Origin of the sequence: Limosilactobacillus urinaemulieris (assembly GCF_014838745.1) — a bacterium.
GTDB classification, from domain to species: domain Bacteria; phylum Bacillota; class Bacilli; order Lactobacillales; family Lactobacillaceae; genus Limosilactobacillus; species Limosilactobacillus urinaemulieris.
The window spans coordinates 1-25232 of sequence record NZ_JABUXR010000016.1 but is presented as its reverse complement, the minus strand read 5'-3'; the positions used below and the strand labels follow the sequence as shown (position 1 = coordinate 25232).

General features: G+C 41.8%; 21 protein-coding genes and 1 tRNA gene. 20 read left to right on the top strand and 2 right to left on the bottom strand.

The annotated features are described in order from the left end of the window. Nucleotides 1–15 precede the first annotated feature (15 nt). The 19 genes from HUK45_RS07675 (at nt 16) to HUK45_RS07585 (ending at nt 20432) form a co-directional block, all read left to right on the top strand. Nucleotides 16–657 (top strand): hypothetical protein, encoded by a 642-nt coding sequence (locus HUK45_RS07675; protein ID WP_191911842.1) that lies wholly within the window; start codon nt 16–18, stop codon nt 655–657. Between the two features lie 78 nt (nt 658–735). Beyond that, nucleotides 736–2136: an MFS transporter gene (locus HUK45_RS07670; protein ID WP_191911841.1), complete on the top strand. Its 1401-nt coding sequence runs from the start codon at nt 736–738 to the stop codon at nt 2134–2136. Between the two features lie 90 nt (nt 2137–2226). Then, entirely contained in the window at nt 2227–3876 is a 1650-nt protein-coding gene (locus HUK45_RS07665; RefSeq protein ID WP_191911840.1) for an aspartate-alanine antiporter-like transporter, read from the top strand. A gap of 38 nt (nt 3877–3914) precedes the next feature. Then, nucleotides 3915–4628, top strand: coding sequence for an aspartate/glutamate racemase family protein (locus HUK45_RS07660; RefSeq protein WP_191911839.1), 714 nt, complete (start codon nt 3915–3917; stop codon nt 4626–4628). 152 nt (nt 4629–4780) lie between these two features. Then, complete coding sequence (locus HUK45_RS07655; protein WP_191911838.1) at nt 4781–5482, top strand: GntR family transcriptional regulator; 702 nt, start codon at nt 4781–4783, stop codon at nt 5480–5482. Nucleotides 5483–5532: 50 nt separating this feature from the next. Then, a complete protein-coding gene (locus tag HUK45_RS07650; RefSeq protein WP_191911837.1) occupies nt 5533–6999 on the top strand; it encodes a nicotinate phosphoribosyltransferase in 1467 nt (488 codons plus the stop codon). 11 nt (nt 7000–7010) lie between these two features. Then, entirely contained in the window at nt 7011–7838 is an 828-nt protein-coding gene (nadE, locus tag HUK45_RS07645) for an ammonia-dependent NAD(+) synthetase (protein ID WP_191911836.1), read from the top strand. Nucleotides 7839–7858: 20 nt separating this feature from the next. Beyond that, the gene (locus tag HUK45_RS07640) at nt 7859–10036 is read left to right on the top strand and encodes a Tex family protein (protein WP_191911835.1); all 2178 of its coding nucleotides are present in this window, start codon (nt 7859–7861) and stop codon (nt 10034–10036) included. Beyond that, on the top strand, nt 10029–10487 hold the full coding sequence (locus HUK45_RS07635) for a SprT family protein (RefSeq protein ID WP_003717499.1): 459 nt from the start codon (nt 10029–10031) through the stop codon (nt 10485–10487). Before HUK45_RS07640 ends, HUK45_RS07635 begins: the two co-directional genes overlap by 8 nt. A gap of 57 nt (nt 10488–10544) precedes the next feature. Then, a tRNA-Leu gene (locus tag HUK45_RS07630) sits at nt 10545–10630 on the top strand. Between the two features lie 200 nt (nt 10631–10830). Next, nucleotides 10831–12780, top strand: coding sequence for a glycoside hydrolase family 2 TIM barrel-domain containing protein (locus tag HUK45_RS07625; RefSeq protein ID WP_191911834.1), 1950 nt, complete (start codon nt 10831–10833; stop codon nt 12778–12780). Continuing rightward, nucleotides 12764–13729 (top strand): beta-galactosidase small subunit, encoded by a 966-nt coding sequence (locus HUK45_RS07620; protein WP_191911833.1) that lies wholly within the window; start codon nt 12764–12766, stop codon nt 13727–13729. The genes HUK45_RS07625 and HUK45_RS07620 overlap by 17 nt, the downstream gene beginning before the upstream one ends. Nucleotides 13730–13881: 152 nt before the next feature. Continuing rightward, nucleotides 13882–14580, top strand: coding sequence for a 2,3-bisphosphoglycerate-dependent phosphoglycerate mutase (locus HUK45_RS07615; RefSeq protein WP_191337246.1), 699 nt, complete (start codon nt 13882–13884; stop codon nt 14578–14580). Then, nucleotides 14567–15436: an alpha/beta hydrolase gene (locus HUK45_RS07610; RefSeq protein WP_191911832.1), complete on the top strand. Its 870-nt coding sequence runs from the start codon at nt 14567–14569 to the stop codon at nt 15434–15436. Before HUK45_RS07615 ends, HUK45_RS07610 begins: the two co-directional genes overlap by 14 nt. A gap of 168 nt (nt 15437–15604) precedes the next feature. Beyond that, entirely contained in the window at nt 15605–16723 is a 1119-nt protein-coding gene (locus HUK45_RS07605; RefSeq protein ID WP_191911831.1) for an ATP-binding protein, read from the top strand. A 278-nt stretch (nt 16724–17001) separates the two neighbouring features. Continuing rightward, on the top strand, nt 17002–18144 hold the full coding sequence (locus tag HUK45_RS07600) for a trans-sulfuration enzyme family protein (RefSeq protein ID WP_191911830.1): 1143 nt from the start codon (nt 17002–17004) through the stop codon (nt 18142–18144). 21 nt (nt 18145–18165) lie between these two features. Then, the gene (locus HUK45_RS07595; RefSeq protein ID WP_191911829.1) at nt 18166–18861 is read left to right on the top strand and encodes an amino acid ABC transporter permease; all 696 of its coding nucleotides are present in this window, start codon (nt 18166–18168) and stop codon (nt 18859–18861) included. Nucleotides 18862–18875: 14 nt separating this feature from the next. Next, the gene (locus tag HUK45_RS07590; RefSeq protein ID WP_191911828.1) at nt 18876–19625 is read left to right on the top strand and encodes an amino acid ABC transporter ATP-binding protein; all 750 of its coding nucleotides are present in this window, start codon (nt 18876–18878) and stop codon (nt 19623–19625) included. Between the two features lie 15 nt (nt 19626–19640). Beyond that, nucleotides 19641–20432, top strand: coding sequence for a transporter substrate-binding domain-containing protein (locus HUK45_RS07585; RefSeq protein ID WP_191911827.1), 792 nt, complete (start codon nt 19641–19643; stop codon nt 20430–20432). 581 nt (nt 20433–21013) lie between these two features. Here the strand turns inward: HUK45_RS07585 and HUK45_RS07580 are convergent. Next, a complete protein-coding gene (locus HUK45_RS07580) occupies nt 21014–22354 on the bottom strand; it encodes a C1 family peptidase (RefSeq protein WP_191911826.1) in 1341 nt (446 codons plus the stop codon). Between the two features lie 95 nt (nt 22355–22449). Beyond that, complete coding sequence (locus HUK45_RS07575; RefSeq protein ID WP_191911825.1) at nt 22450–24069, bottom strand: malolactic enzyme; 1620 nt, start codon at nt 24067–24069, stop codon at nt 22450–22452. Nucleotides 24070–24200: 131 nt separating this feature from the next. Here HUK45_RS07575 and HUK45_RS07570 point away from each other — a divergent pair, with 131 nt between their 5' ends. Then, nucleotides 24201–25091: a LysR family transcriptional regulator gene (locus HUK45_RS07570; RefSeq protein WP_191911824.1), complete on the top strand. Its 891-nt coding sequence runs from the start codon at nt 24201–24203 to the stop codon at nt 25089–25091. Nucleotides 25092–25232 lie beyond the last annotated feature (141 nt).

Here is a 25232-nt window from a genome sequence, read left to right as displayed (position 1 = left end):
GAAGGGGAAATTACAATGCCTAAGCAAGGGCAGTTTGCCAAGTCTAGTCGTCTAAAACAGCTGAATCAATTTAAAGTAAAACAGCATTCTCAGCAAAACGTAATTGATGATGAACAATTTGTGGACTACGTAATCTTAAGATTTAATTTGACAAGTAAGAAAAGGTTGGAAAAAAATATTCAAGAAAGTAATCAACGCTTCTTAATTGAAATCCTCGGTGCTTGTCAAGAACAGAACCTAGATTTAACCGCCACTATTCCAGAACTATTGCAAAAGTTAAATAGTCGGGTTCCCTGGCAATTTTACCGGCAGATTATTGCGGGATGGGAGGCCCTTCAGCAGTTTATCCGTCGTGAACTTCCGGGAGTACCGCTAAAAAAACAAATCCTTGTTTCAGGAACGCTTACTAAAGAAGATTTAACTAAAATGGTGGCAGAGGAATTAGCAACTAAGGCGACCGCGATGACATTCTTAAATCACCCAGTCAGCAAGCAAATCCAAGAAGTAACAAAAAGTCGTCTTCTCCAAGCGGTTTACCAAGAAAATAAAATTAACTGGCAGCAGATCGCAACTTTATTCAAACCTTTTCCATTAACAATTGATCCTCAATTAGATCAGGGAACGAAAGAGTGGTTAATGGCATTGGAAAAAGATTAATCAGCTGTTAGAATAATAAGGGATGCTGTGGCGAAGCTTATCGCCATGGCTTTTTTTGATTTAAATTGAGGTGAAAAGATGATAGAGAAGATAAAACAGGGTAACCATACCTATGCGGCAATTTTTTCAATGGCATTATTAACCTTCGTCGGGATTTTAAACGAAACCGCAATGAACGTTACTTATCCGGAACTAGTAAAGGTCTTTGGCGTCTCCCTTGATATTATCCAGTGGATTACTACCGGATATTTATTAATGGTGACAATTGTTATGGGAACTACGGCATACCTCTTACGACAATTTCCTGCACAAAAACTGGCACTTGTTGCTGTTGGAATGTTTGTTATTGGGGATGTAATTGGCGCCTGCGCAACTAATTTTCCGGTATTATTGGTTGCAAGGTTAATTCAGGCGATGGCTACGGGGTTGTCGACACCAATTCTCTTCCATTTGATTTTTACGGAAATTCCGGCTAATCGGAAGGGAATCATGACCGGGTTTGCAGGAATGGTGATTTCTTTTGCCCCTGCAATTGGGCCAACATACGGTGGAATTGTTTCAGAAACAATGTCTTGGCGGATGATTTTTTGGCTAATCTTACCGTTAGCCTTAATCAGTTTAGTTATTGGCCAACTAACTATTGATACTCGGCCAATCGGTAATCCTAAGCGTTTTAGTTACTTGAGTTTATTTTTATTAAGCTTGGCATTAGTTCTGGTTGTGTATTCAGTATCCTTGATTGGTAATGGCGGTTTAACGGGACGATTCTGGTTTAGTTTATGTTTAGGGATAATTTTCTCCTTGCTATTTATTTACGTTAATAATTCAGGACATTCCCAATTATTGAATCTTTCAATTTTTCGGGTGGTTCCAATTCGCCTTTCAACCATTACGTACTTTAATCTCCAATTTATTAATATTGGAATCTCGTTGGTTATTCCAGTCTACATGCAATATGTTCTTCATTCGTCTGCAATGGTTGCCGGATTAGTATTGCTTCCTGGTTCTGCAATTGGGGCAATTATCGCGCCACTTGGCGGTCGATGGGCTGATCAACAAGGATATGCTAGACCAGTTATTACTGGGAGTGCTTTGCTGGTTATTGGAGCATCATGCTTTATTCTTTTCCAATCTAGACTGACTGCGCTAACCGTCGCTATCTTTTTCTTGATTCTACGAATTGGGTTTAATCTTTCATTTTCCTGTACAATTTCAAATGCTTCAATGCTGGTTAAGCAGGAAAATAGTTCTGATGTTAATTCGGTATTTAACATGGTTCAGCAATTTGCCGGCTCGATGGGAACCGGCCTGCTGGCATCCTTGGTTGCTTATTTCCAGAATCAATCAACCGGTTCGTTAATTAACCGAACGATGATCGGGGGACGCGTTGATTACCTAATCGTCGCCTGCTTGGCTTTGGTGACCCTGATTACCGTTATTTTGAATTATCGAATTCAAGAAAAGAATAAGCTTAACTAGTTGATAGCCTTAAGCCGTGGATAATGTTAAAATGAATGACTGTAATGAACAGATTCAAGGAATTGTTTGAGGGATAAAAAAGAGATTCTTATGGTTAATACAATTATTCACTTTATGGTTCATAACCAAGTTTTTACCTTGTTTATCTGCATGGCTTTAGGCTTTGCAATTGGGGATTATAAAATTGGGGGTCGGTTTAGCATTGGCGCAACAGTGGCAACATTGGTTGTGACGTTAATTGTTGGTCAAATTGGTGCCTTCCCGCGTGATGAGATGCTTGGCACAATCTTCTTTGGCGCCTTTATGTTTTCTGTCGGTTACCGCATAGGGCCACAAATGATGACGAGTTTGAAGATCTTTGGGTCACGGATTTTAATTATTAGTGTTTTTTGGCTGGTCGCGGCCTTTCTTATTTCATGGGGATTGTTTGTAGTATTTCATATTGGACCAGGAGTAGCTTCGGGAATTATTGCTGGTTCGTTGACCCAGTCTTCAACCGTTGCCAGCTCGTTGCGAACGATTGGCTCTCTGCCGGTAAGCAATGCTGTTCGTTCAACGTATGAGGCACAGTTGCCCGTTGCGTATGCATTAACCTATGTTTTTGGGACGCTGGGAGTGATCATTTTTCTTCGGGATATTGCTCCCAAACTTCTTGGAATCAAGATAGATACACGGGGACCACTAATGGCGCGAAAGTATCATTTCCATGCCAAAAACCCTAACCCAACCTGGCGCCGAACGTATTGTTTGAATGACGATTCGCCATTGGTCGGTAAAACAATTGGCGGTTTTAACAAGTGGAGTCACTACCGATTGATTGCATTAGTTGCCTTTCATGGCGATGAAATGACTGACCACTTAGAATACAAATTACAACCTGGTGATCTGATAACGGTAATTGGGTATGCAATTCACTTTGATCGAATGCACGGCATTAAGGGAATTACCGAAGTCCTAACGCCAACAAAGGCACCACGAGAACGAAAATTTGTCCTAGGAAAGGACTTTAAGCCGACCCAGTTAGCTCATTTGCGGCAACATGGAGTTTTTATTAATATTCAGGATCCAGACACGGGAAATGAGCAGTTATTTAATCAGCTGAGTCCTGGGGATGTAATTTCATTAACCGGGAATACATCACGAACATCGGCGATCCTAAAGAAAATGGGGCGGTTGCATACCAGTGCGTTAGCCATTAACTATTCACTTTTTTCACTTGGGATTGCTGGTGCTTCCTTATTAGGAATACTAGGACTAAAATTGAATGGAATTCCGTTACAACTAGGAAACGGTGTTGCTGCATTATTAATGGGGTTAGCCCTGAGTACGTGGATTTCCCGACACCGTGATCACGATTCAATTCCACCAACAGTGACCGCCTTTTTCCAAAATCTGGGGTTAACGCTCTTTGTCGGGACAGTTGGTCTTCAGTCAGCCCAAGCGTTCACTGGTGCGATTAAGTCTTTAGGGATCGGTGTGCTGTTTATCGGTGCGGTTATTGCGATTGCTCCTCACCTGTTAACGCTGCTATTTGGTCGTTATGTATTACATATGGAACCCTTAGCATTGATTGGTGGCTTAACTGGTTCAGGGACTTGTGCGGCAGTAATGACAGAGATTGCTGACCAAGCTGGTTCAGAAGGTGGAGCGTATTTTGCCGCTGCATTAACGCCGGCCTACATCATGGGAAATGTCGGGATTACCTTACTAGGACCAATTTTTGTTGCTTTATTAGCTTAAGAATAAGAAATCAGAAACCATAAAGTGAGGTTATAATCATGAAAAAGTTTTTTACAGTTCTTGGTGGGATGGGAACATTAGCCACAGAAAGTTATATGCGGATTTTAGATCAACGGACACCAACGAAGCGTGATCAGGATTATTTAGATTACATCGTGGTTAACCACGCAACAGTTCCTGACCGGACAAGCTGGATCCTTGATCATAGTAAGCCAAGTCCAACCAAGGCTTTAATTGAAGACATTAAACAACAAAGTCTCCTTAAGCCAGAATTCTTTGTCCTCATTTGTAATACTGCCCACTATTCTTTTGATGAGTTACAAGCGGCTACTGATGTCCCGATTCTTAACATGCTTCAAGAAACCGTTAACGAAATTAAGCGGTTAAAGCCTGATGCTAAACGGGTTGGTCTTTTAGGAACAGATGGAACGATGGTATCTGGGATTTACGATTCTTATATCCAAAATGCTGGTTATGAGGAAGTTAAGGCCACTCCTGAAATTCAGGAAATGACTGAGGACTTAATTTACCATGATATTAAGGAGGGCGGCCATTCTGATGGCAAGAAGTATCATGAGCTTGTCAGAAAGATGATTGAGGAAGAACACTGTGACATTGTTATCCTTGGCTGCACGGAGCTTTCCTATGCTGAAGAAATGAATCCTGAAACTAAGTATCCCGTTGCTGATTCACAGTCAATCATCGTTGACCGGACCCTTGACCGGGCAATGAAAATTCGCAACGAAAATTAATAAATTTACTGAAAAGGTTCTAGCAGTTGCTTTATAAAACGTTAGGACCTTTTTCTTAATAATTGTTTTGAAATTGGTCTAATCCTATTAATTGATGTTACTATTGTAAATAGCTAATTATTGTTCTAAATGGTGTAAGGAGGACGAGCAGCATGAGTTCACCGATATATATTAAGATCCATAATCAATTACGGGAGAACATTGAGGATGGTAAATGGAAAGTTGGCGAAAAGATTCCTGCTGAACGGGAACTGGCTGGTCAATTTAATGTCAGCCGGATGACGTTACGGCAAGCAATTCAAGAACTTGTCGATGAAGGGATTCTTGAACGCCGGGTTGGGTCTGGAACATTTGTTGCCAACCGAAAAGTTCAAGAACGGATGTCTGGAGTAACAAGTTTTACGGACCTGATGAAGTCCTTAGGGAAGGTTCCCTCCAGTACCACTATTTCGTACCATTTAACGATCCCTTCTCAAGTTGAAATTGAAAAATTAGCTCTAAAAGAAGGGGATCAGGTTGTCCGGATGGAGCGAATTCGGTCAGGGAATGACGTTCCAATCTGTTTTGAAGTGGCAACCATCCCAGCTAACTTAGTAAAGGGATTAAGCAAAGAAGAAGTAACAACTTCATTTTGGGAAACTCTTGAGCATAAGGCGCACCTTTATCCTGGACATGCAGTTCAGCATATTTCCGCAACTAAAGCGAATGAACGAATTGCAACCTACTTAAATGTTAAGCGTGGCGATCCGTTATTACGGATGACACAATTATCGTATTTGCAGGATGGGATACCATTTGAATACGTTCATACTCAATACGTTGGTTCGCGATTTGAGTTCGTTTTGGAAAAGTAAAAATCGTGCTACAATGTTGGTTATTAACATAAGTGAGAGGATACTGAACAATGAAATTTAATTATCCAGATGATAGTACAGCTCTTCATACCGATGCGTATGAACTTAGCATGATGCAAACATATTGGAAGCAAGGACAAGGAAACCGGCGGGCCGTGTTTGAAGCCTTTTTCCGTAAAATGCCATTTCAAAATGGTTATGCAGTCTTTGCTGGTCTGGATCATATTATTCGCTATATTAAAAGTCTTCACTTTACAGCAAGTGATATTGAATATCTCCGGTCAACTGGTCAGTTTGCTGATGACTTCTTAGATTACCTGAAAGACTTTAAGTTCACTGGTTCAATTCGGAGTTTTGAAGAAGGTGACTTAGTGTTTAACCACGAGCCAATTCTTCAGGTTGATGCACCAATGATAGAAGCTCAATTAGTTGAAACAGCACTATTAAATATTATTAATTATCAAATTATGGTTGCCACTAAAGCTTCGCGGATTAAATCGATTGTTGGTGATCAACCGGTAATGGAATTTGGAACACGCCGAGCACAGGAATTTGATGCGGCCTTGTGGGGAACCCGAGCTGCTTATATTGGCGGCTTTGATGCAACTAGTAATGTTCGTGCCGGCAAGCTATTTGGAATCCCAATCTCTGGGACCCATGCCCACGCGCTTGTTCAAGCCTACCGCAACGATTATGATGCATTTAAGGCCTATGCTGAAACGCACCATGATTGTGTATTTCTTGTGGATACTTTTGATACGTTAAAGAGTGGTGTTCCAGCTGCAATTAAGGTTGCTAAGGAATTCGGCGATAAAATCAACTTCCTTGGTGTGCGGATTGATAGTGGCGATATGGCCTACCTCTCAAAGCAGGTACGGCAGCTCCTTGATGATGCCGGCTTTAAGGATGCTAAAATTTTTGCCTCAAATGGTCTTGATGAAAAGACAATTCAAAATCTTCAAATGCAGGGTGCCAAGATTGATGTTTGGGGAATTGGGACAAAATTAATTACCGCTTATGACCAACCAACGTTAGGAGCAGTTTATAAGCTCGTTGCGATTGAAGACGATGATGGCAAGATGGTTGACACAATTAAGCTCTCAAATAACATTAGCAAGATGTCGACTCCTGGGAAAAAGCAAGTTTGGCGGATCAATGATTGCGCAGATAATAAGAGTGAAGGTGACTACATTACCTTAGCTGATGAAGATCCGCGCGACCAACACTCACTAAACATGTTCAATCCTGATTTCCCTCTTCAGCAAAAGGATGTGGATGACTTTAAGGCCCGGCCAATGCTGAAGGATATTTGGAAAGATGGGCAATTCGTTTATGACGAACCAAGTCTAGAGGAGACACGAAAACGGCGAAAGCAAAACTTGGATGCTCTTTGGGATGAATACAAGCGGGATCTTAATCCAGAAGTATACCCAGTGGATCTCTCACAAAAATGTTACGACAATAAGCTCAACATGATTCACCGCATTCATGAATACGTAAAGACACTTGATAATTAGGAGACAGCAAGATGACGAGTTTACAAGAAATAATCATTAAGACTCTTCATGTCCAGCCGGAAATTGATCCAGCTACTGAGGTGGAGCGCCGAGTTGACTTTTTAGCTAGTTTTCTCAAGAAGACGGGGATGAAGACGTTGGTTCTGGGAATTTCCGGTGGTCAAGACTCATCATTAGCTGGCCGTTTGTCACAGTTAGCGGTTGAGAAGCTTCGTCAAGAGACTGATGATCAAGAGTACCAATTTATTGCGGTTCGATTGCCATATGGTGAACAAGCAGATGAATCTGATGCAATGATGGCAATTGACCAGTTTATTCATCCAGATAAGATGATGCGGGTTAACATTAAGCCGTCAACCGATGCAATGCTTGACTCATTAACTACGGCCGGTGCCAATATCAGTGATTTTAATAAGGGTAATATTAAAGCTCGTGAACGGATGATTGTTCAATATGCAATTGCTGGTGAGCATGGTGGCGCAGTTGTCGGTACAGATCACGCAGCTGAAGCAATTACTGGTTTTTATACTAAATTTGGGGATGGCGGTGCTGACGTCACACCATTATCCGGTTTAGATAAGCGTCAGGGGAAAGCGTTGTTGGAGTATTTAAATGCACCAGCGCACCTGTATGAAAAAGTACCAACTGCTGATCTGGAAGATGATCAGCCAATGTTGCCTGATGAAAAGGCGCTGGGGGTTTCATACCAGGAAATTGATGATTATCTGGAAGGTAAGGATGTTAATGCGCCAGCAGCTACGACAATTGAAAACTGGTATAAGCGGACACAACACAAGCGTCACCAGCCAATTAATCCCGCTGATACTTGGTGGCGGTAAAACTACTGACGGAGGATTGTATGGACGAAAAATCAATTAAATTAGTAAGCAAGCAACTCCCAAAACTGCATGAATCACAAATTAAAGCAGCTTTGAAGTTAATGGATGAGGGAGACACCATTCCATTCATTGCCCGGTACCGAAAAGAAGCGACTGGGACGTTGGATGAAGTGCAGCTTCAAGAAATTCATGACCAATATCGGCATGCGACGACACTACTTGAGCGGCAGCAAACCGTTATTAATAAAATTAAAGAAGCTGGTAAGCTGACGCCTGCTCTGGAAAAGCAAATCTTGGCGGCAACTGAGCTGCAGACCGTTGAAGATCTTTACTTGCCATATAAGCAAAAGCGACAAACCAAGGCCCAAGTTGCCCGGGAGCATGGCCTGGCACCGTTTGCTAATTGGTTATTAACTTATCCCGATGCTGATCCACAAACTGAAGCAGCCAAGTATTTAAACGATGATGTTAAGACTGTGGATGACGCACTGAATGGTGCTCACGAAATCTTAGCTGAAGCAATTAGTGAAATGTCAACTGTCCGGAGCTGGTTACGAAACTTTATGGGACAGCATGGTCAATTAGTGACGACTGTCAAGCGCAATGGTAAGGAAAAGGACGAACTAAAGACGTATGAACAATACTATGACTTTACAAGTCCTGTAAAGAATTTGAGTTCTTACCAAGTATTAGCAATTAACCGGGGAGAAAAGGAAGGCGTTTTAAACGTTAAGGTTAACGTCGATGATGATGCAGTCTTGAATTATCTTCATTTCCGGTTAATTCGGACGAGCAAGGAAAATGCCGCGGTTAAATTGATCGAGGATGCCTATACAGACTCCTACAAACGCTTTTTGGGGCCAGCAATTGAACGAGAAATTCGGCGTCAATTAACAGAAGATGCGGATCAACAAGCAATTAAGGTCTTCGGTGAAAATCTTTACCACCTATTAATGCAGGCACCGATTAAGGGGAAAGTTGTTCTGGGCTTTGATCCTGCTTACCGGACTGGTTGTAAGCTGGCTGTATTAGATGAAAACGGGAAGTTTCTCACTAAGGCAGTTATCTATCCGCATAAGCCAGCTCCAGAAGAAGAGCGGGCAAAAGCTGAAGGGCAATTAATTGATTTGATTGAAAAATACCATGTTGAGATGATCGCAATTGGTAATGGGACTGCTAGCCGTGAATCTGAACAGTTTGTTGTGAACACTCTCAAGAAGATAAAACGGCCGGTCTACTATGTGATTGTGAATGAAGCAGGGGCATCCGTTTATTCGGCAAGTAAGGAAGCCCGGGATGAATTCCCTGATCTTCATGTTGAACAACGGAGTGCAATTAGTATTGGCCGGCGACTTCAGGATCCACTTGCTGAACTAGTGAAAATTGAACCACAAGCAATTGGTGTCGGTCAGTACCAACATGACTTGCCAAAGAAGGAACTAGCTGGTGAGCTTGATGCAGTTGTTGAGCGGGCAGTTAACCGAGTTGGGGTTAACCTGAACACCGCGAGTTACCAACTGTTAACCCAGATTTCTGGATTAAACAAGACTACTGCGAAGAACATTGTTAAATACCGTGATGAGCATGGGAAATACACTAACCGAAAGCAGTTGAAGGATGTTCCAAGATTGGGTCCTAAGGCTTATCAGCAATCGGTTGGGTTCTTACGGATTGTTAATGGTGATAATCCGCTTGATAATACGAATGTCCACCCTGAAAGTTATCCGATTGCTGAGAAGATTATGGAAAATGCTGAGATTAATGTTGATAGTCTCGGCTCCGACGCTGCTGAAAAGCAATTAAAGAAGATTGATGTTAATGACTTCACCACAGATAATGCTGGTGAAGAAACGGTCAAGGATATTATTGCATCACTGCAAAAGCCGGGACGTGACTTACGTGATTCAATGCCAGCACCATTACTCCGCCAAGATGTCATGAAGATTGACGATTTGAAGTCGGGGATGAAGCTTCAGGGAACGGTAAGAAACGTTGTCGACTTTGGTGCCTTTGTTGACATTGGTGTTAAGCATGACGGCCTTGTTCACGTTTCTAAAATGAGTAAGCAGTTCATCAAGGATCCACGATCAGCCGTTTCTGTTGGTGACATTGTTGATGTTTGGATTGATGACGTTGATCTTAAGCGTCAACGGATCCAATTAACGATGATTGCTCCTCAAGAAGAGGCTAATGGATAATCAACAACTACAAAAGTTAACTGAAAAATGGTCGATGGAAAGCTTCCACCGACCATTTGAGCATCAAATCTTCTTTAATTCACGCTTACGGACAACTGGTGGTCGTTATCACTTAAATGATCACCATATTGATATTAACCCACTGATGTACACCGAGTTTGATTTAGCTAATTTAAGGCGAGTAGTGCTCCATGAACTCTGTCATTATCACCTTCACTTAACCAGCCGTGATTATCGTCATCAAAGCGCTGATTTCCGTCAGTTGTTAGCCAAGGTTGGTGGTTCACGTTATGCACCGGCAACCAGTAAAGCGAAAGCCAGACGGAGGACCCACCATTATTGGTACTATCAGTGTACTGGGTGTGGAATTCGGATCGCGCGTCAACGGCGGTTTAACACTAACCGCTATGTTTGCAGACGGTGCGGTCATCATTTTGTTTTGAAAAATTAAAAAAAGTTGTTGCCAACGAATAGAGATCTTGCTATAATAATATTCGTTGGTTGATATGCGGTCGTGGCGGAACTGGCAGACGCGTAAGATTAAGGATCTTATGGTCGATTATGACCGTGGAGGTTCAAGTCCTCTCGGCCGCACTACTAAAACACTTAACTGTTTGGTTAAGTGTTTTTTTGTTTTAAAAATTTTTAAGCAAGCTTTGAAATAGCTAGTTAATGCTTTTTCCACATAGAAATTGGTCATTATCAACTGCTTCTGTCTAGCAAAAGCTATCTTTATACTAATGAAAGCGCTATACTTAGGCTGTAATGAATTTTTTTGAGGAGGAATTTCGTCGATGGAAGCAAATATCAAATGGTTGGATGATCCGGAGACTTTTCGGGTTAACCAGCTACCAGCGCATAGTGACCACCATTTCTACCGTGATTATGCAGAGTGGCAGAAACACAAGAGTAGCTTTGAACAGAGTCTTGATGGTCAGTGGCAATTTAAATTTGCTCAAACGCCTCAGGAGAGGATCAAGAATTTTTATCAAGCAGACTTTGACGCTAGTGGCTTTGATCGAATTGAGGTTCCTAGTGAAATTGAATTAAGCGATTATGCACAAAATAATTACATTAACACCTTAATTCCGTGGGAAGGGAAGATTTTTCGTCGCCCTGCCTATGCATTAAGCCAGGATGATCCTGAAGAGGGTTCCTTTAGCGAGGGTAAAGATAACACTGTCGGCCTTTACTTGAAGCATTTTGACCTGAATGATGAATTGCGGGGCAAGCAAATCCGGGTTCGTTTCGAAGGTGTCGAGCGGTCAATGTACTTGTGGCTTAATGGTCACTTCATTGGTTATGCTGAAGACAGTTTTACGCCGTCTGAATTTGATCTCACCCCATATATTCAGGATGAAGATAATGTGATCGCGGTCGAGGTGTTTAAGCACAGCACAGCTTCCTGGATTGAAGATCAGGATATGTTCCGCTTCTCTGGGATCTTCAGAAGTGTTGAATTGCTGGCCCAACCGGTAACTCACCTAGAAGACTTCACGTTGAAGCCACGGGTTGCTGATAATTACCGTGATGGTGAATTATCAATAGACCTTAACCTTGTTGGTGAACAGGCTGGAAGTGTTCATGTCATGGTTAAGGATCATGATGGGACTACTTTGTTGGATGAAACTAAGTCGATTGACGAGTCGGTTACGATTGCACCACATGAATTCAAAGATGTTCACCTTTGGGATAACCATGATCCATACCTTTACCAATTATTGATTGAAATCCATGATGAAAATGGCAACCTAGTTGAGTTAATCCCATACCAGTTTGGCTTCCGGAGAATTGAAATTAGTCCTGAACATGTCGTTCTGCTAAATGGCAAACGGCTAATTATTAACGGGGTTAACCGTCACGAATGGGATGATCATCGTGGCCGTTCAGTAACCATGAAGGACATGCTTAGTGATCTGCATACCTTTAAGGAAAACAACATTAATGCTGTGCGGACATGTCACTACCCAGACCAGATTCCGTGGTACTACCTCTGCGATCAAAACGGTATTTACATGATGGCTGAAAATAACCTTGAATCACACGCCACTTGGCAAAAGATGGGCGCAATCGAACCTTCAGATAACGTTCCGGGTTCTGTTCCACAATGGAAAGAAGTGGTTGTTGACCGGGCACGGAGCAACTACGAATTCTTCAAGAACCACACAGCGATCTTGTTCTGGTCTTTCGGAAATGAATCGTTTGCTGGAGATAACTTGGTAGCCATGCAACAATTCTACAAGGAACATGATGATAGTCGTCTTGTTCACTATGAAGGGATTTGTCATACGCACGATTATAGTGACCAGATTCCAAGCTTGGACCCAGCTAACTACCTGCCAAAGGGTGGTACTAAGGATTATCGGGATCAGATCTCAGATGTTGAAAGCTGGATGTACTTGCCACCAAAGCAGGTTGAAGAATACTTGAAGAACAATCCAGATAAGCCGTTTATGGAGTGTGAGTACATGCATGATATGGGGAACTCCGCTGGTGGAATGGGTTCTTACATTAAGCTTCTTGATAAATATCCACAATACTTTGGGGGCTTTATTTGGGACTTCATTGATCAAGCACTCCAGGTAAAGGATCCAATTAGTGGACAAATGGTTATGCGGTATGGTGGCGACTTCGATGATCGTCATTCAGATTATGAATTCTCTGGTGATGGTCTAATGTTTGCTGACCGGACTCCAAAACCAGCTATGCAGGAGGTACGTTATTACTATGGCTTACACAAATAAATTACACGTGATCTACGGTGACGGAACACTGGGACTTGGTGGCGAAGGCTTCCATTATATCTTTAGTTACGAAAAGGGTGGTTTGGAATCACTAAAATTAAACGGTAAAGAGTGGCTTTATCGAGTACCAACCCCAACATTCTGGCGAGCAACTACTGATAACGATCGGGGAAGCGGCTTCAACATCAAGTCGGCACAATGGTTAGCCGCGGATACTTTTACAAAGTGCCTTAATGGTCAAACTCAGCTAACCGTTGACGGTCAACAATTTGATCACTTACCAATCGCTCCAGAGACAAACCAGTTTACGAATAACGAAACTGCTAATGAAGTAACGATTACATTCACCTACGAAACGTTAACTGTTCCTGCAACCAAGGTTATCGTGGCTTATACAGTAACCGCTGATGGTCAAATTAAGATTAATGCTCATTACTTTGGTCATCAAGATCTCCCTAGTCTCCCGGTCTTTGGTCTTCGCTTCATCATGCCAACCACGGCAACGAGCTTTGACTATGAAGGGCTTTCTGGTGAAACTTACCCTGACCGGATGGCTGGTGCTGAACACGGGAAATACCATGTTGATGGGCTTCCTGTTACTAAGTACCTGGTTCCTCAGGAAAACGGGATGCATATGGAAACTAGCCACCTTAAAATTACCCGGGAAATAACGGAAAATAATGCCGACCATTCAACTGAACCGTTCTCTTTGAAGGTCAGTCAAGCAGATAAGCCATTTAACTTCAGCTGCTTACCATATACTGCAGAAGAGCTTGAATCGGCAACCCACATCGAAGAATTGCCATTGGCTCGGCGGACGGTTCTAGTGATTGCTGGAGCAGTTCGTGGTGTTGGTGGAATTGATAGTTGGGGTGCTGATGTTGAAGAACAATATCACATTCCAGCAGATCGTGACATTGAATTTTCGTTTATTTTGAATGAACAATAATTAAAAATAAGGAAGAGTGCGATTCAACGTTGAGTTAACGGCTGAAGGGGCACTTTCCCTTATTTTCTTTTGAGATTAAAATGCCATTGCCCAATCCTGTTCAATTGTACACAATTGCTGTATCATAGATAGAGGCAAAGGAGTGGCTAAGAATGGCAAAGTTAGTAATAGTTCGTCATGGCCAAAGTCAGGCCAATCGCGACAATATTTTCACAGGATGGACAGATGTTCCGCTAACCGAAAAGGGAATTGAACAGGGACAGATGGTTGGTGATGAATTGGCAAGAATGGGGATTCAATTTGATGATGCCCATACTTCTTATATGTCACGAGCAATCAAAACAATGAACATTATTCTGGAAAGAATTGATCAGCTTTACATTCCGGTTTATAAAACCTGGCGACTAAATGAACGTCATTATGGTGCTCTTAGCGGTTTAAATAAAGCCAAGGTCAAGGAAGAAGTTGGTGCAGAACAGTTGCATCGGTGGCGCCGGGGATACAGTGAAGTTCCGCCAAAATTGAAACACCGGCAACACGAGCGGCGGTATGATCGCCTTGGCGTCAAGATGCCGTACAGTGAAAGCCTAGCAATGACCCAAAAACGGTTGTTACCATACTGGGAAGACCAGATTGCGCCACGATTAATGGATGGTAAAAATCAGTTAATTGTTGCTCATGGGAGCTCGTTACGGGCATTAATTAAGTACCTTGATCAAATTCCTGATGATCAAATCGACCAAGTGGAAGTTCCGAATGGGAAGCCGATCCTGTATGAGTTTGATCCAGCATTAAATATTACTAAGAAAACTTTTATTACAATGGATGGTGAAGAGAATGGCAATTCATGAGATTAAGAATAACCCGACCCTTAGTGGTCAAGTTCGCTTAATTGAAAATGTCGTCTATGCCGCAGCAGATGGTCAAGCATTAAAACTTGAAGTGCTAACCCCATGGACACAGCGTTACCCTCAAGAATACACTACTGAGCCCCGACCACTGATTGTGTTTGTTCAGGGGAGTTCATGGCGATTACCAACGTTCGGGGAAAAGATTCCTCAATTAGTCCAGTTTGTAAAGAACGGCTATATAGTTGCAACGGTGCAACACCGTAATTCTTTAGATGGACATCCGTTTCCCGCGTTCCTTGATGACGTCAAAACAGCGATCCGCTTTTTACGGGCAAATGCCAAGAAGTACGCAATTGATCCAGAACGGGTGGCAATCTGGGGAACATCTTCAGGAGCTAATGCCGCCATGTTAGTTGGCCTTACGGGAGACGATCCGAAGTATAAGACGGCTGATTATGATGATCAGTCAGATGCTGTTTCGGCGGTGGTTTCTTGTTTCGCTCCAATGGACGTTGAGGAGACGTTTAAGTATACCGATAAGGTTCCGGGGAATGACATTCTGAAATACTGCCTATTTGGGATGGATAAAAAGAAGTGGCCAGAAATCATGCATGAAATGAGCCCTCTTTACCGGGTGGTTGAAGGTAAACAGTATCCGCCATTCCAGCTTTTTCATGGGGATGCAGATAAAGTTGTTCCTTATCATCAAATGGAAGAAATGGATAAAAAACTCACGTCTGTTGGCGCTGAGGTCGAAGCTTACCGGGTTACTAATGCCAACCATGAGCGTGATTTCTGGAGCCAAGCGATCTATGATCATGTGCTGGCATTCTTGGATAAGAAGCTGAAACTTTAATAATTAATAGGTTATGTTAAAAAGTTAAATCTATTACCAGTGATTATATTTTAGAGAAAAAGCTACTATGATAATTGTGATAGTACTTGACTGAGCAGGTCGGGTGCTATTTTTATTTATTATCGTTTGCGTGAAAATGTAAAAGAATGTAAAAAGAAGGTGGAGCGATTGGAAAATTTACCAAGAAATCCGTTTGATCCTAGTTTCGGAACACCACCAAACATTATGCTACCAAATTATCAAAGTGATTTTGAAAGCCCACAGGCAGTTGCGGAAGCCATCAAATATGGTGATCCAAATCGGGTAATTTTCATTACTGGCCTTCGTGGATCGGGAAAGACAGCACTATTAACTAAAATTGAGCAGCAGGTTAGTCAGCTTGATGATACTTACATTTTGGAGATTGATAATAATCAACATATGTTTCAAGCATTTGGCTGGGAACTGAGGGATATTTTTAAGGTTCATTCATTACTAGATCACATTTCGACAATCTCAACTATGGGCTTTAGTTTAAGTTTTAATAAAACAAACGAGGACTATACTACTCAGGACATTGAGAATTTTATGGCAATGCTAACTAAACTCAACAAAAAGGTAGTCATTTTCATTGATGAGTTTAACCATAAGGAGAATACTCGTGAGTTTGTTCAGCTATTGCAAAACCTTAAAAGACACAATTTGAACTTTTACTTGGTTGCTGATGGCCTACCACAGATGATTTATGAGATTGAGCACGAGCAGACGTTAACTTTTCTTAAGCGGGCACGTCACATTCAAACAACGATGTTAGATGTTAACCGAATTGAAAATGAATACCAAAAGCACCTTAGTTTTTCACCATTGCTTAGTCATCAAATGGCCCAATTAACCGGTAGCTACTCATTTGCCTTTCAACTCCTGGGATACAAATTATGGAACGCCACTAACATTAGCCACCAAGATCCGAATCAGCATACTTTTGCGGTAATTAAGCAACTTTACATAGAAGACTTGTTTACCCAAAGCTATGACATTATTTTTGATAATCTTTCGACTAATGACCGAAAATATTTACAGGGCGTTGCAAACAATATGTCAACTACCGAAATTGCTTCGTTGATGAATTATGACAAGTCAGCTAAGCAACAGCAAAACTATGTTAACCAATACCGGCGGCGAATGATTCAGCAGGACCTAATTACACCGGCAGGTAACGGTCGGGTACGGTTTAAATTACCATTGTTTAAGCAATACCTTAACGATACGCAAAATCCTGATTCAGTTCGTTATGATCCATTACTTTAATTTTTTTGTTGACAACTTACTATAAATAAGTTATATTTTATCCATACTTTATTAGGAGGAACACGTCATGAAAAACATTCAATTTGTTAATGCAGTTGTATGTTGCTGTGGATCGCGTCTTATGCGACCCACGTTTTGGCGTACCCAAAGTTAATTTGGCCTGCTAATATTGTCGGGGTAAGTACATAAGGCGCAATTTCAAGCTTAACTTGAAGTTGCGCCTTTTTTGGATCATTTATTCGAAATAATCATTGCGTTTAAGAAAGGAAAAATATTTTATGAACTTCAATACTCAATTAATTCACGGTGGTAATAGTGAAGACCAAACAACTGGTGCCGTATCAACACCAATCTATCGCTCGTCAACGTTTCATCAGCATCAACTGGGTGGCAATCCTAAGTGGGAATATTCACGCACGGGAAACCCAACCCGGGCATCTTTAGAAAAGCTAATTGCTGAATTAGAACATGGGGTTGCTGGCTTTGCCTTTTCATCCGGTTCGGCTGCGATTCACGCTGTCTTTTCACTTTACTCCCAAGGTGATCACTTTGTTGTTGGGAGTGATGTCTATGGCGGAACATTCCGGTTGATCAATAAAGTTCTGAAGCGGTTCGGCTTCGAATTTACGGTCGTTGACATGCAAGATTTGAACGCAGTAGAAAATGCCATTCAAGATAATACGGTTGCCATTTACTTTGAAACACCAACTAATCCGCTCCTTCAAATTGCCGATATTGAAGCAATTGCAAAGATTGCCAAGAGACATGGTGTAAGAACAATTGTTGATAATACATTTGCTACACCTTACAATCAACAGCCATTAACCTTGGGGGCAGATATCGTTGTGCATTCCGCAACCAAGTACCTTGGCGGCCATAGTGATGTGGTTGCTGGGTTAGCGGTAACGAAGGATCAACAAATCGCTGAGCAGTTAGCCTTTTTGCAGAACTCAATTGGTAGTACTTTAGGCCCAGATGACAGTTGGCTATTACAACGGGGGATCAAAACTCTTGGCGCCCGAATGCGAGTTCACCAAGAAAATGCCGCTACGGTAGTTGACTTTTTACAACAGGATTCACGAATTGCAAAGATTTATTATCCAGGATTAGCCGATTTCCCAGGACATTTAGTTGCAGCAAAGCAAATGAAAAACTTTGGGGCAATGATTAGCTTTGAATTAAAGGCTGGCCTTGATGCCAAGAAGTTTGTTGAAAGTCTTCAATTGATTGACCTGGCAGAAAGTCTTGGCGGAATTGAGAGCTTGATTGAGGTCCCAGCAGTAATGACTCACGGTTCGATTCCGCGAGAAATTAGGCTAAAAAATGGGATTAAGGATGAATTAATTCGGCTATCTGTGGGAATTGAAGATCCTGAGGACATTATTGCCGACTTAAAACAAGCGTTAGATCAATTAAATTAACTAGGAAAGGATTAAGGAACCATGTGGGAAATTATCAGGACATCGTTACCGCAACTTCTAGCAGCGGGATTTAAATATACAATCCCGTTAGCGTTAATTTCATTTTTCTTTGGTTTAATCATTGCTTTGATAGCTGCATTGATTCGGCTGTCACACCAACGAGGACCATTTATGATTCTCAAGTGGTTTGTTCAATTTTACGTTTGGCTTTTCCGGTCGACACCACTATTAGTCCAATTATTTATTGTTTTCTTTGGACTGCCATATTTAAGGATTCGTGGAATATTACCCCATGGAATTAAGCTTGAACCATTTACAGCGGGGATCATTACCTTTTCGCTTAATACTGGAGCATATGCTTCGGAAACTATTCGGGCAGCAATTAGCTCTGTTGATCGCGGCCAGTGGGAAGCTGGGGCGGCAATTGGGATGACCCGCCTGCAAATTTTGTGGCGGATTATTATTCCCCAAGCTCTTCGGGTTGCCTTGCCACCACTTTCAAACAGCTTCATTAGCTTAGTGAAGGATACTTCGTTAGCTGCTTCGATTACAATCATGGAAATGTTTGAGGTTAGTCAACAAATTGCAGCAGCTAATTACCAACCATTATTAATGTACACGTTAGTTGCGTTAATCTATGCAGTATTTACAACGGTTCTTTCTGTTCTCCAGCACTATCTTGAAAAACGGCTGGGCAGTCAGCTTGAAATTAGTTAAGTAGGTGAAAATTGATGAAATTAACCCAAATTAATAAAACTTACGGTAACAAACATGTCTTGAAAGATATTACATTAGAATTTCCTGCAGGTCAGATTACGGTTCTTGTTGGGCCGTCTGGTTCGGGAAAGTCGACAATTTTACGGTCGCTAAACCTTCTCGTTATGCCTGAGAGTGGTCAGTATGACTTTAACGGTCATCAGATTGACTTTCGACAGCCCGTTAGCAATAAGGAGAAGTTAGCAATCCGGCGAGAAACGGGGATGGTCTTTCAGAATTATAATTTATTCCCCCATAAGACAGTTCTTAACAACGTTACTGAAGGTCCTACCCAGGTTCTGAAAATGGGCCGTCAACATGCTAATGAGTTAGCTAGAGAAGTGTTGACAAAAGTGGGAATGGCTGATTATGGCGAAGTTTATCCTAGTGAATTATCTGGTGGACAGGCGCAACGGGTAGCAATCGCTCGAGCACTGGCAATGAAACCACGGTATGTTCTTCTGGATGAACCAACTTCAGCGCTTGATCCGGAATTAGAATTGAGTGTGTTAAAAGTTCTTTTACAGCTGGCACGGGAGAAACAGTCAATGGTTCTTGTAACTCACAACATGGCGTTTGCTAAACAAATTGCTGACAAGATTGTTTTTGTAGAAAATGGCGAAATCATTTACGACGGGGTACCAGAAAAATTCTTTTCTGCGGAAAATCCGAATGAGCGGATTAGGAACTTTATTGCTTCAATGACCATGGAAAATTTAAAGTAGAAGGAGAAAGATAAAATGAAGATTTGGAAAAAGGTATTAGTAACGTTAGCAGCAGTTACGGTCGGAACAACCGCTGGAATTAGTAGCATTCACGCTGCGTCATCACAAGTGAATTCAGAATTAAAACAAAAAGGTGAGTTGACGATTGGTCTTGAAGGAACTTACTCCCCTTATTCATACCGGAAGAACAATAAGCTGACTGGTTTTGAAGTAGACCTAGGAAAAGCAGTGGCCAAGGAAATGGGACTAAAGGCAAAGTTTGTCCCGAGTAAGTGGGATTCTTTAGTAGCGGGATTAGGTTCTGGAAAGTATGACGTAGTAATAAATAATATTACACAAACTCCAGAGCGAGCAAAGAAGTACAATTTCTCGACCCCATATATCAAGTCACGGTACGTTTTAATTGTTCCTAAAGATAGTAAAATTAAGAATTTGAAACAAATCAGCGGCAAGAAGATCGTTGCTGGTACAGGAACCAACAATGCCGATGTTGTGAAGAAGTATCACGGGACCCTTGTTCCTAATGGTGAGTTTAGCAATTCCTTAGCAATGGTAAAACAAGGTCGGGCTGAAGGAACAGTTAATTCCCGTGAAGCTTGGTATGCTTACAGTAAGAAGAACAGCACCAAGGGATTGAAGATGATCGACGTTTCTAGTGAAGTTAAACCAACAAAAATCTCGGCACTCTTTAATAAGAAAGATTCAGCAATCCAATCTTCTTACAATGATGCTCTCAAGAAGCTTCAAAAAGACGGCACCGTCAAGAAACTCTCCCAAAAATACTTCGGGGAGGATGTTACGGAATAAGAGTGTGAGCCCGTTAAAACCTTCCGGTGGCTAACGATTTCTCCACCGAACGGCGTTTTGCCGTCGGAGGTGGAGGTCGTTAGCTCGAGGAAGGTTAGGGCGAGCAGATCTAGACTCAGTCACAGTAGAACGTTATCTCTAACAAGTTTCTGGCGAACAGATCTAGACTATGTGGAAGTAGAACATCAGCTCGAGGAAGGTCACGGCGAGCAGCTCTCGACTATAATGCCTAGAACATCAGCTTAAGAAAGACTAGATAATAATGATATAAAATGAGAAATCCCCCTAATACTCAGGAAATTACCTGAATACTAGGGGGATTTTGATTGATTTGGGGCGTTCTACTGCAACAGAGTCAAAACGTGTTCAGCCTAAGCTCCCTCAAGATAACAATTCTGGACAACATAGCCGAGATCTGCTCGTCGTGACCTTCCTCAAGCTAAATTGCTACTGCAACAGAGTCAAAACGTGTTCGCAGGGAAGCCCCTATAGGCAACAAACTCCCTCCCAGATGCTTTCAGCATCCAGTCGGGAGAAATTGTTGTCTTACGGGCCTTCTTTACCTGCTCACACTCTCTTTCCTATGCCAACGTTCCCATTGGATCCCAGGGCTTGAGGACGATTGGTTTTTGAGCTTGAGCTTGCTTGAGTTTGTCGCTAAGGTACATCTTGTTAACGACAATTTGGTAGCAGTATTTGTCCATCCAGTCGTCACTCATGACAAAGTAACCCTTGGTACCAACTTTTGGTCCCCAGGAATTTTCGACCTTCCACTTGGTTGGCCGATCGTTGACCAGATCGACACCCGTGAGAACCATTGCGTGATCCATCATGCTTTGACCATAGTCCAGCGCTTGGGCCTTTGTCATTTCTAGGTCAGTGTCAAACAACTTAGCGTAGTCGTAAGTGTTGAGGGCCATGATTCCAAGCTTGGTTTCAGAATATTTAACAACGTCAGAACCGAACCAAACACTTTCGCCAGCCTTAAGTTGGTCGATTGCAAGCTTCTTAAATTCGTCCATTGGTAGGTTTAAGTGCTTAATTTGCCGACCACCGACAACATTACCTAACATATCAATCGTATAGGTTTTGTAGTATTCCTTATCAGCAGTTGGAGCCTGGATAATAGAAATATAGTCTTCAAGGTTCCAACCGACATACTTCTTGAAAAATTCTTGTGGGGTAATGTTTTCATCCCGGTGAAATTCGTTATCCTTCTTTGTCCGGTATTCAAAGTCAAAGTGACTTGCTGGTTCACCAAAAGCATATGCAAGCATCCGGTAAACGTCATTTAACATTTCTTTCCGCTTAATATTGAGGTCATTTTTGCTAGCTTGTTCATCATTAACCATCTTTCGTAAGATCACGGCATCATGACGCAACTTATTGTTTAAGAGGTTATTAATTCCGTTAGAACGATTAGAGTTAAATGATTCCGGCATTGCTGATTTAGGCATGACCCCATATTTTTCAATGAGGGCGCAGAGCATATCCCATTGACCCCCGTCAGATTGTGGGGCAGCCATTAACCAAGCTACTTTGCGATCGTCAGTTGGTAACTTAGCGGTCTTAATCACATTTTCGTAGAAGTAGTTAGCCTTTTCGAACTTATCCCAGAAGAATTGGTAGGATTGAGAAAGTTCAAAGTTATCAGGTAAGTTAAACTTATGTTGCATGTCATGACGCATCGTGTTCAGAGCGGCAAACATCCAGCAACGTCCTGATTGCTTTTGGTCTGCAACATCACCAGTTTTTAAATCAATTGAAAAGTGGGGTGCGTTATCAGCAATTGAGTGCCAGTTGAAGCTTGCAGCATTAACTCCATTTTTGGTAACAGCATTTTCTAGGACAGCGGATTCTTTCCGTTGATCATAATCTTCGTGAAAATAATTAATTGTGGAATTATCAATTTCAAAACTCACAATTGGTCACACTCCTTAAAATAGTTACTTACCATTATAGTGGTTCCTCAAGAAAAAGGCGACCAAGTAACTTTACTTGATCGTCGTCAATAATGTTAATATTTTGCTTCCCAAGTCATTTTTTCGACCGCTTCTTGAGCGTTTATCGCTGAAGAGAGTCCTTGGTCAATGGCAGATTGGGCAACCGCAATGGCAACCGTCTTGGAGAACTTCGCCATGTCTCTAACTGGTGGAAGAACTGCGGCACCAGGTTTGTCTGGATCAACTAGACCAACAAGTGAGTGAGCTGCCGCTGCAAGCATAGTATTATTGATTTGGCTTGCTTCTGTTGCAATCGCACCAAAACCAACTCCGGGATAGATCAAGGCATTATTTGCTTGACCAATGTTATAAGTAGTTCCGTTGTATTCAATATCATCAACCGGGATCCCAGTGGCAACCAATGCGCGACCATTAGTCCACTTCAATAAGTCCGCTGCTTTAGCTTCTGCTAACTTAGTAGGGTTTGAGAGTGGGAAGATGATTGGGCGTTCGGTATGGGCTGCCATTTCTTTGACAATCTCTTCAGTGAAGGTTCCTGGTTGAGTAGAGGTCCCAATCATGACAGTCAGGTGAATTGCCTTCACCACTGCGGACAAGTTAGTTAATTCATCAGCATTCTTAAATTCACTCCGCTTCCGGGTGAATGGCTTTTGCTTTGGCGTAAGTCCTTCAGTATCGTTAAACAATAATCCTTGCTTATCAACGAGGTAGAAGTGCTTCTTGGCTTCAGCCGGATCCATCCCCTGACGAACTAGTTCATCAAACAGCATCTTGGCAATCCCCATCCCGGCACTTCCGGCACCGAATGTTAAGAACTTTTGGTCAGCTAATTTTTCTTTAGAAATGTTCAATGCACCAAGAACACCTGCTAAGGCAATGATTCCAGTTCCCTGAATATCATCGTTGAAGGTTAAAATCTTGTCATGGTACTTATCCAGAATTCTGGCTGCTGTTCCCCGACCAAAGTCTTCAAAATGCAGCAAGCTCTTTGGGTATAGTTTTTCAACTGTTTCAACGAACTGGTCAATGAAGTCAAAGTATTCTTGACCAGTAATCCGGTGGTGCCGTTCCCCAAGGTAATTTGGATCGTTGAGCAGGGTTTCGTTATCGGTTCCCGCATCAATTGAAATTGGTAGAACTTGGGAAGGATCAACCCCAGCGGCGGCAGTATAAACCATCAACTTACCGACAGCAATGTCAACACCGTCAACACCCCAATCACCAATCCCTAAGATCCCTTGAGAATCGGTAACAACAATTAAGCGAATGTCCCGATCAGCACTAACATTTTGGAGACTTTGTTTAATGTCTTCAGGATGCTTAACGGAGAGGTAAACAGCATCTTGGGGACGGAGGTACCGTTCGTTATACTTTTCAATTGCTTCAGCGATGACCGGATCATAAACAATTGGCATCATTTCGGTAATGTGCTTTTTCATTAAGTAGAAGAAAAGTGTTCGGTTAGCATTGAACACTTCCATTAAAAAGTGACGCTTTTCAATTCGGGAAGTTTTGCTTTGGTAGAGGGCATAGGTATCAGTTTCTTGTTCTTCAATTGTCTTTACTCGAGGGGGTAAAGTTCCAACTAGTCCTAACTTCTTTCGTTCATCTAATGTAAATGCAGTTCCCTTGTTTTTAAAGGGATTATTGAGAATTGACATTGCGTCTGTCATTGTAAAGGATCTCCTTTAATTTATTATTGATAGTGCAATGATATGAAGTGGATTAGCGTATAGTCAAATCTGTGCTATCCTATAAATAAAATTGATACACTAAAGGCAACAATCCATTCTTGAGGGCAAAAATGAAAATTAGGGATTTAGAATATTTTATTGAACTTGTTAAAGATAAAAATTTTTCGGTAGTTGCCGATCATTTTCAGGTTAGTCAACCAACAATTACAATGGCAATTAACCGGTTAGAAGAGGAGTACGGGACAACCTTTTTTATTCGTGATCACGTCCATCATCAGATAACCGTTACTAAGATCGGTCAGCAATATGCTCAACATGTTCGAGCAATTCTCCGCGAATTAGCAATTGCACGCCGTGAAATCGAACATGCTAAGTTAAATAAGATCCGCTTTGGCTTGCCACCAATTATTGGTAATTACTACTTTCCACCGCTTACTCCGCGGTTACTTCGGTCTAATTTAATTGATAAGTTGGAGGTTACCGAAGAAGGATCGGAGAATTTGCTCCAGATGTTACTGCGAGGAGAATTGGATATGGCGCTTTTGGGGTCTGCTAGTCCTCTTCAACAACCAGAACTGTCGGTTAAGGAGTTTGCCCAGTATCCATTCCACATAATTATGAGTCGGGATCATCAATTGGCAGAGAAGCAGAATTTACAATTTGCTGATCTTAAGGGCCAGTCCTTTATTTTGCCAGATACCGATTTTATTCATGAAAAAGCCTTTCGTAAAATGTGTCGGCTCGCACATATACGTCCTAAAGTTATTTACCGAACGAATGATATCCATATTATCAAGAATCTGGTAGCCGAGAATTTAGGGATTTCATTTTTAACCGAATTGGCGATTACTCCTAACGATCGACTGGTTAATTTAGCCTTGGTTGATCCGCAACAACCAGTATTTCATCTTTCACTAGTCGCGCGCCGTAATGAGATCCTTTCCCCTGCCAAAGAAAAGTTATGGGAGCTAATTCTTGATTATGGAGCTAAGGAAAATTAGGAAGAAACTAGGAATAGTAAGAAGGGGCTGTGACATAAGTCCTTTAAATTAAGAGAACCGTTCGGAATTTCATTTGAAATTCTGAGCGGTTCTTCCTTTTCTTAAAATTAATACTAAATATGGACAGCCTCCCGGCGATCT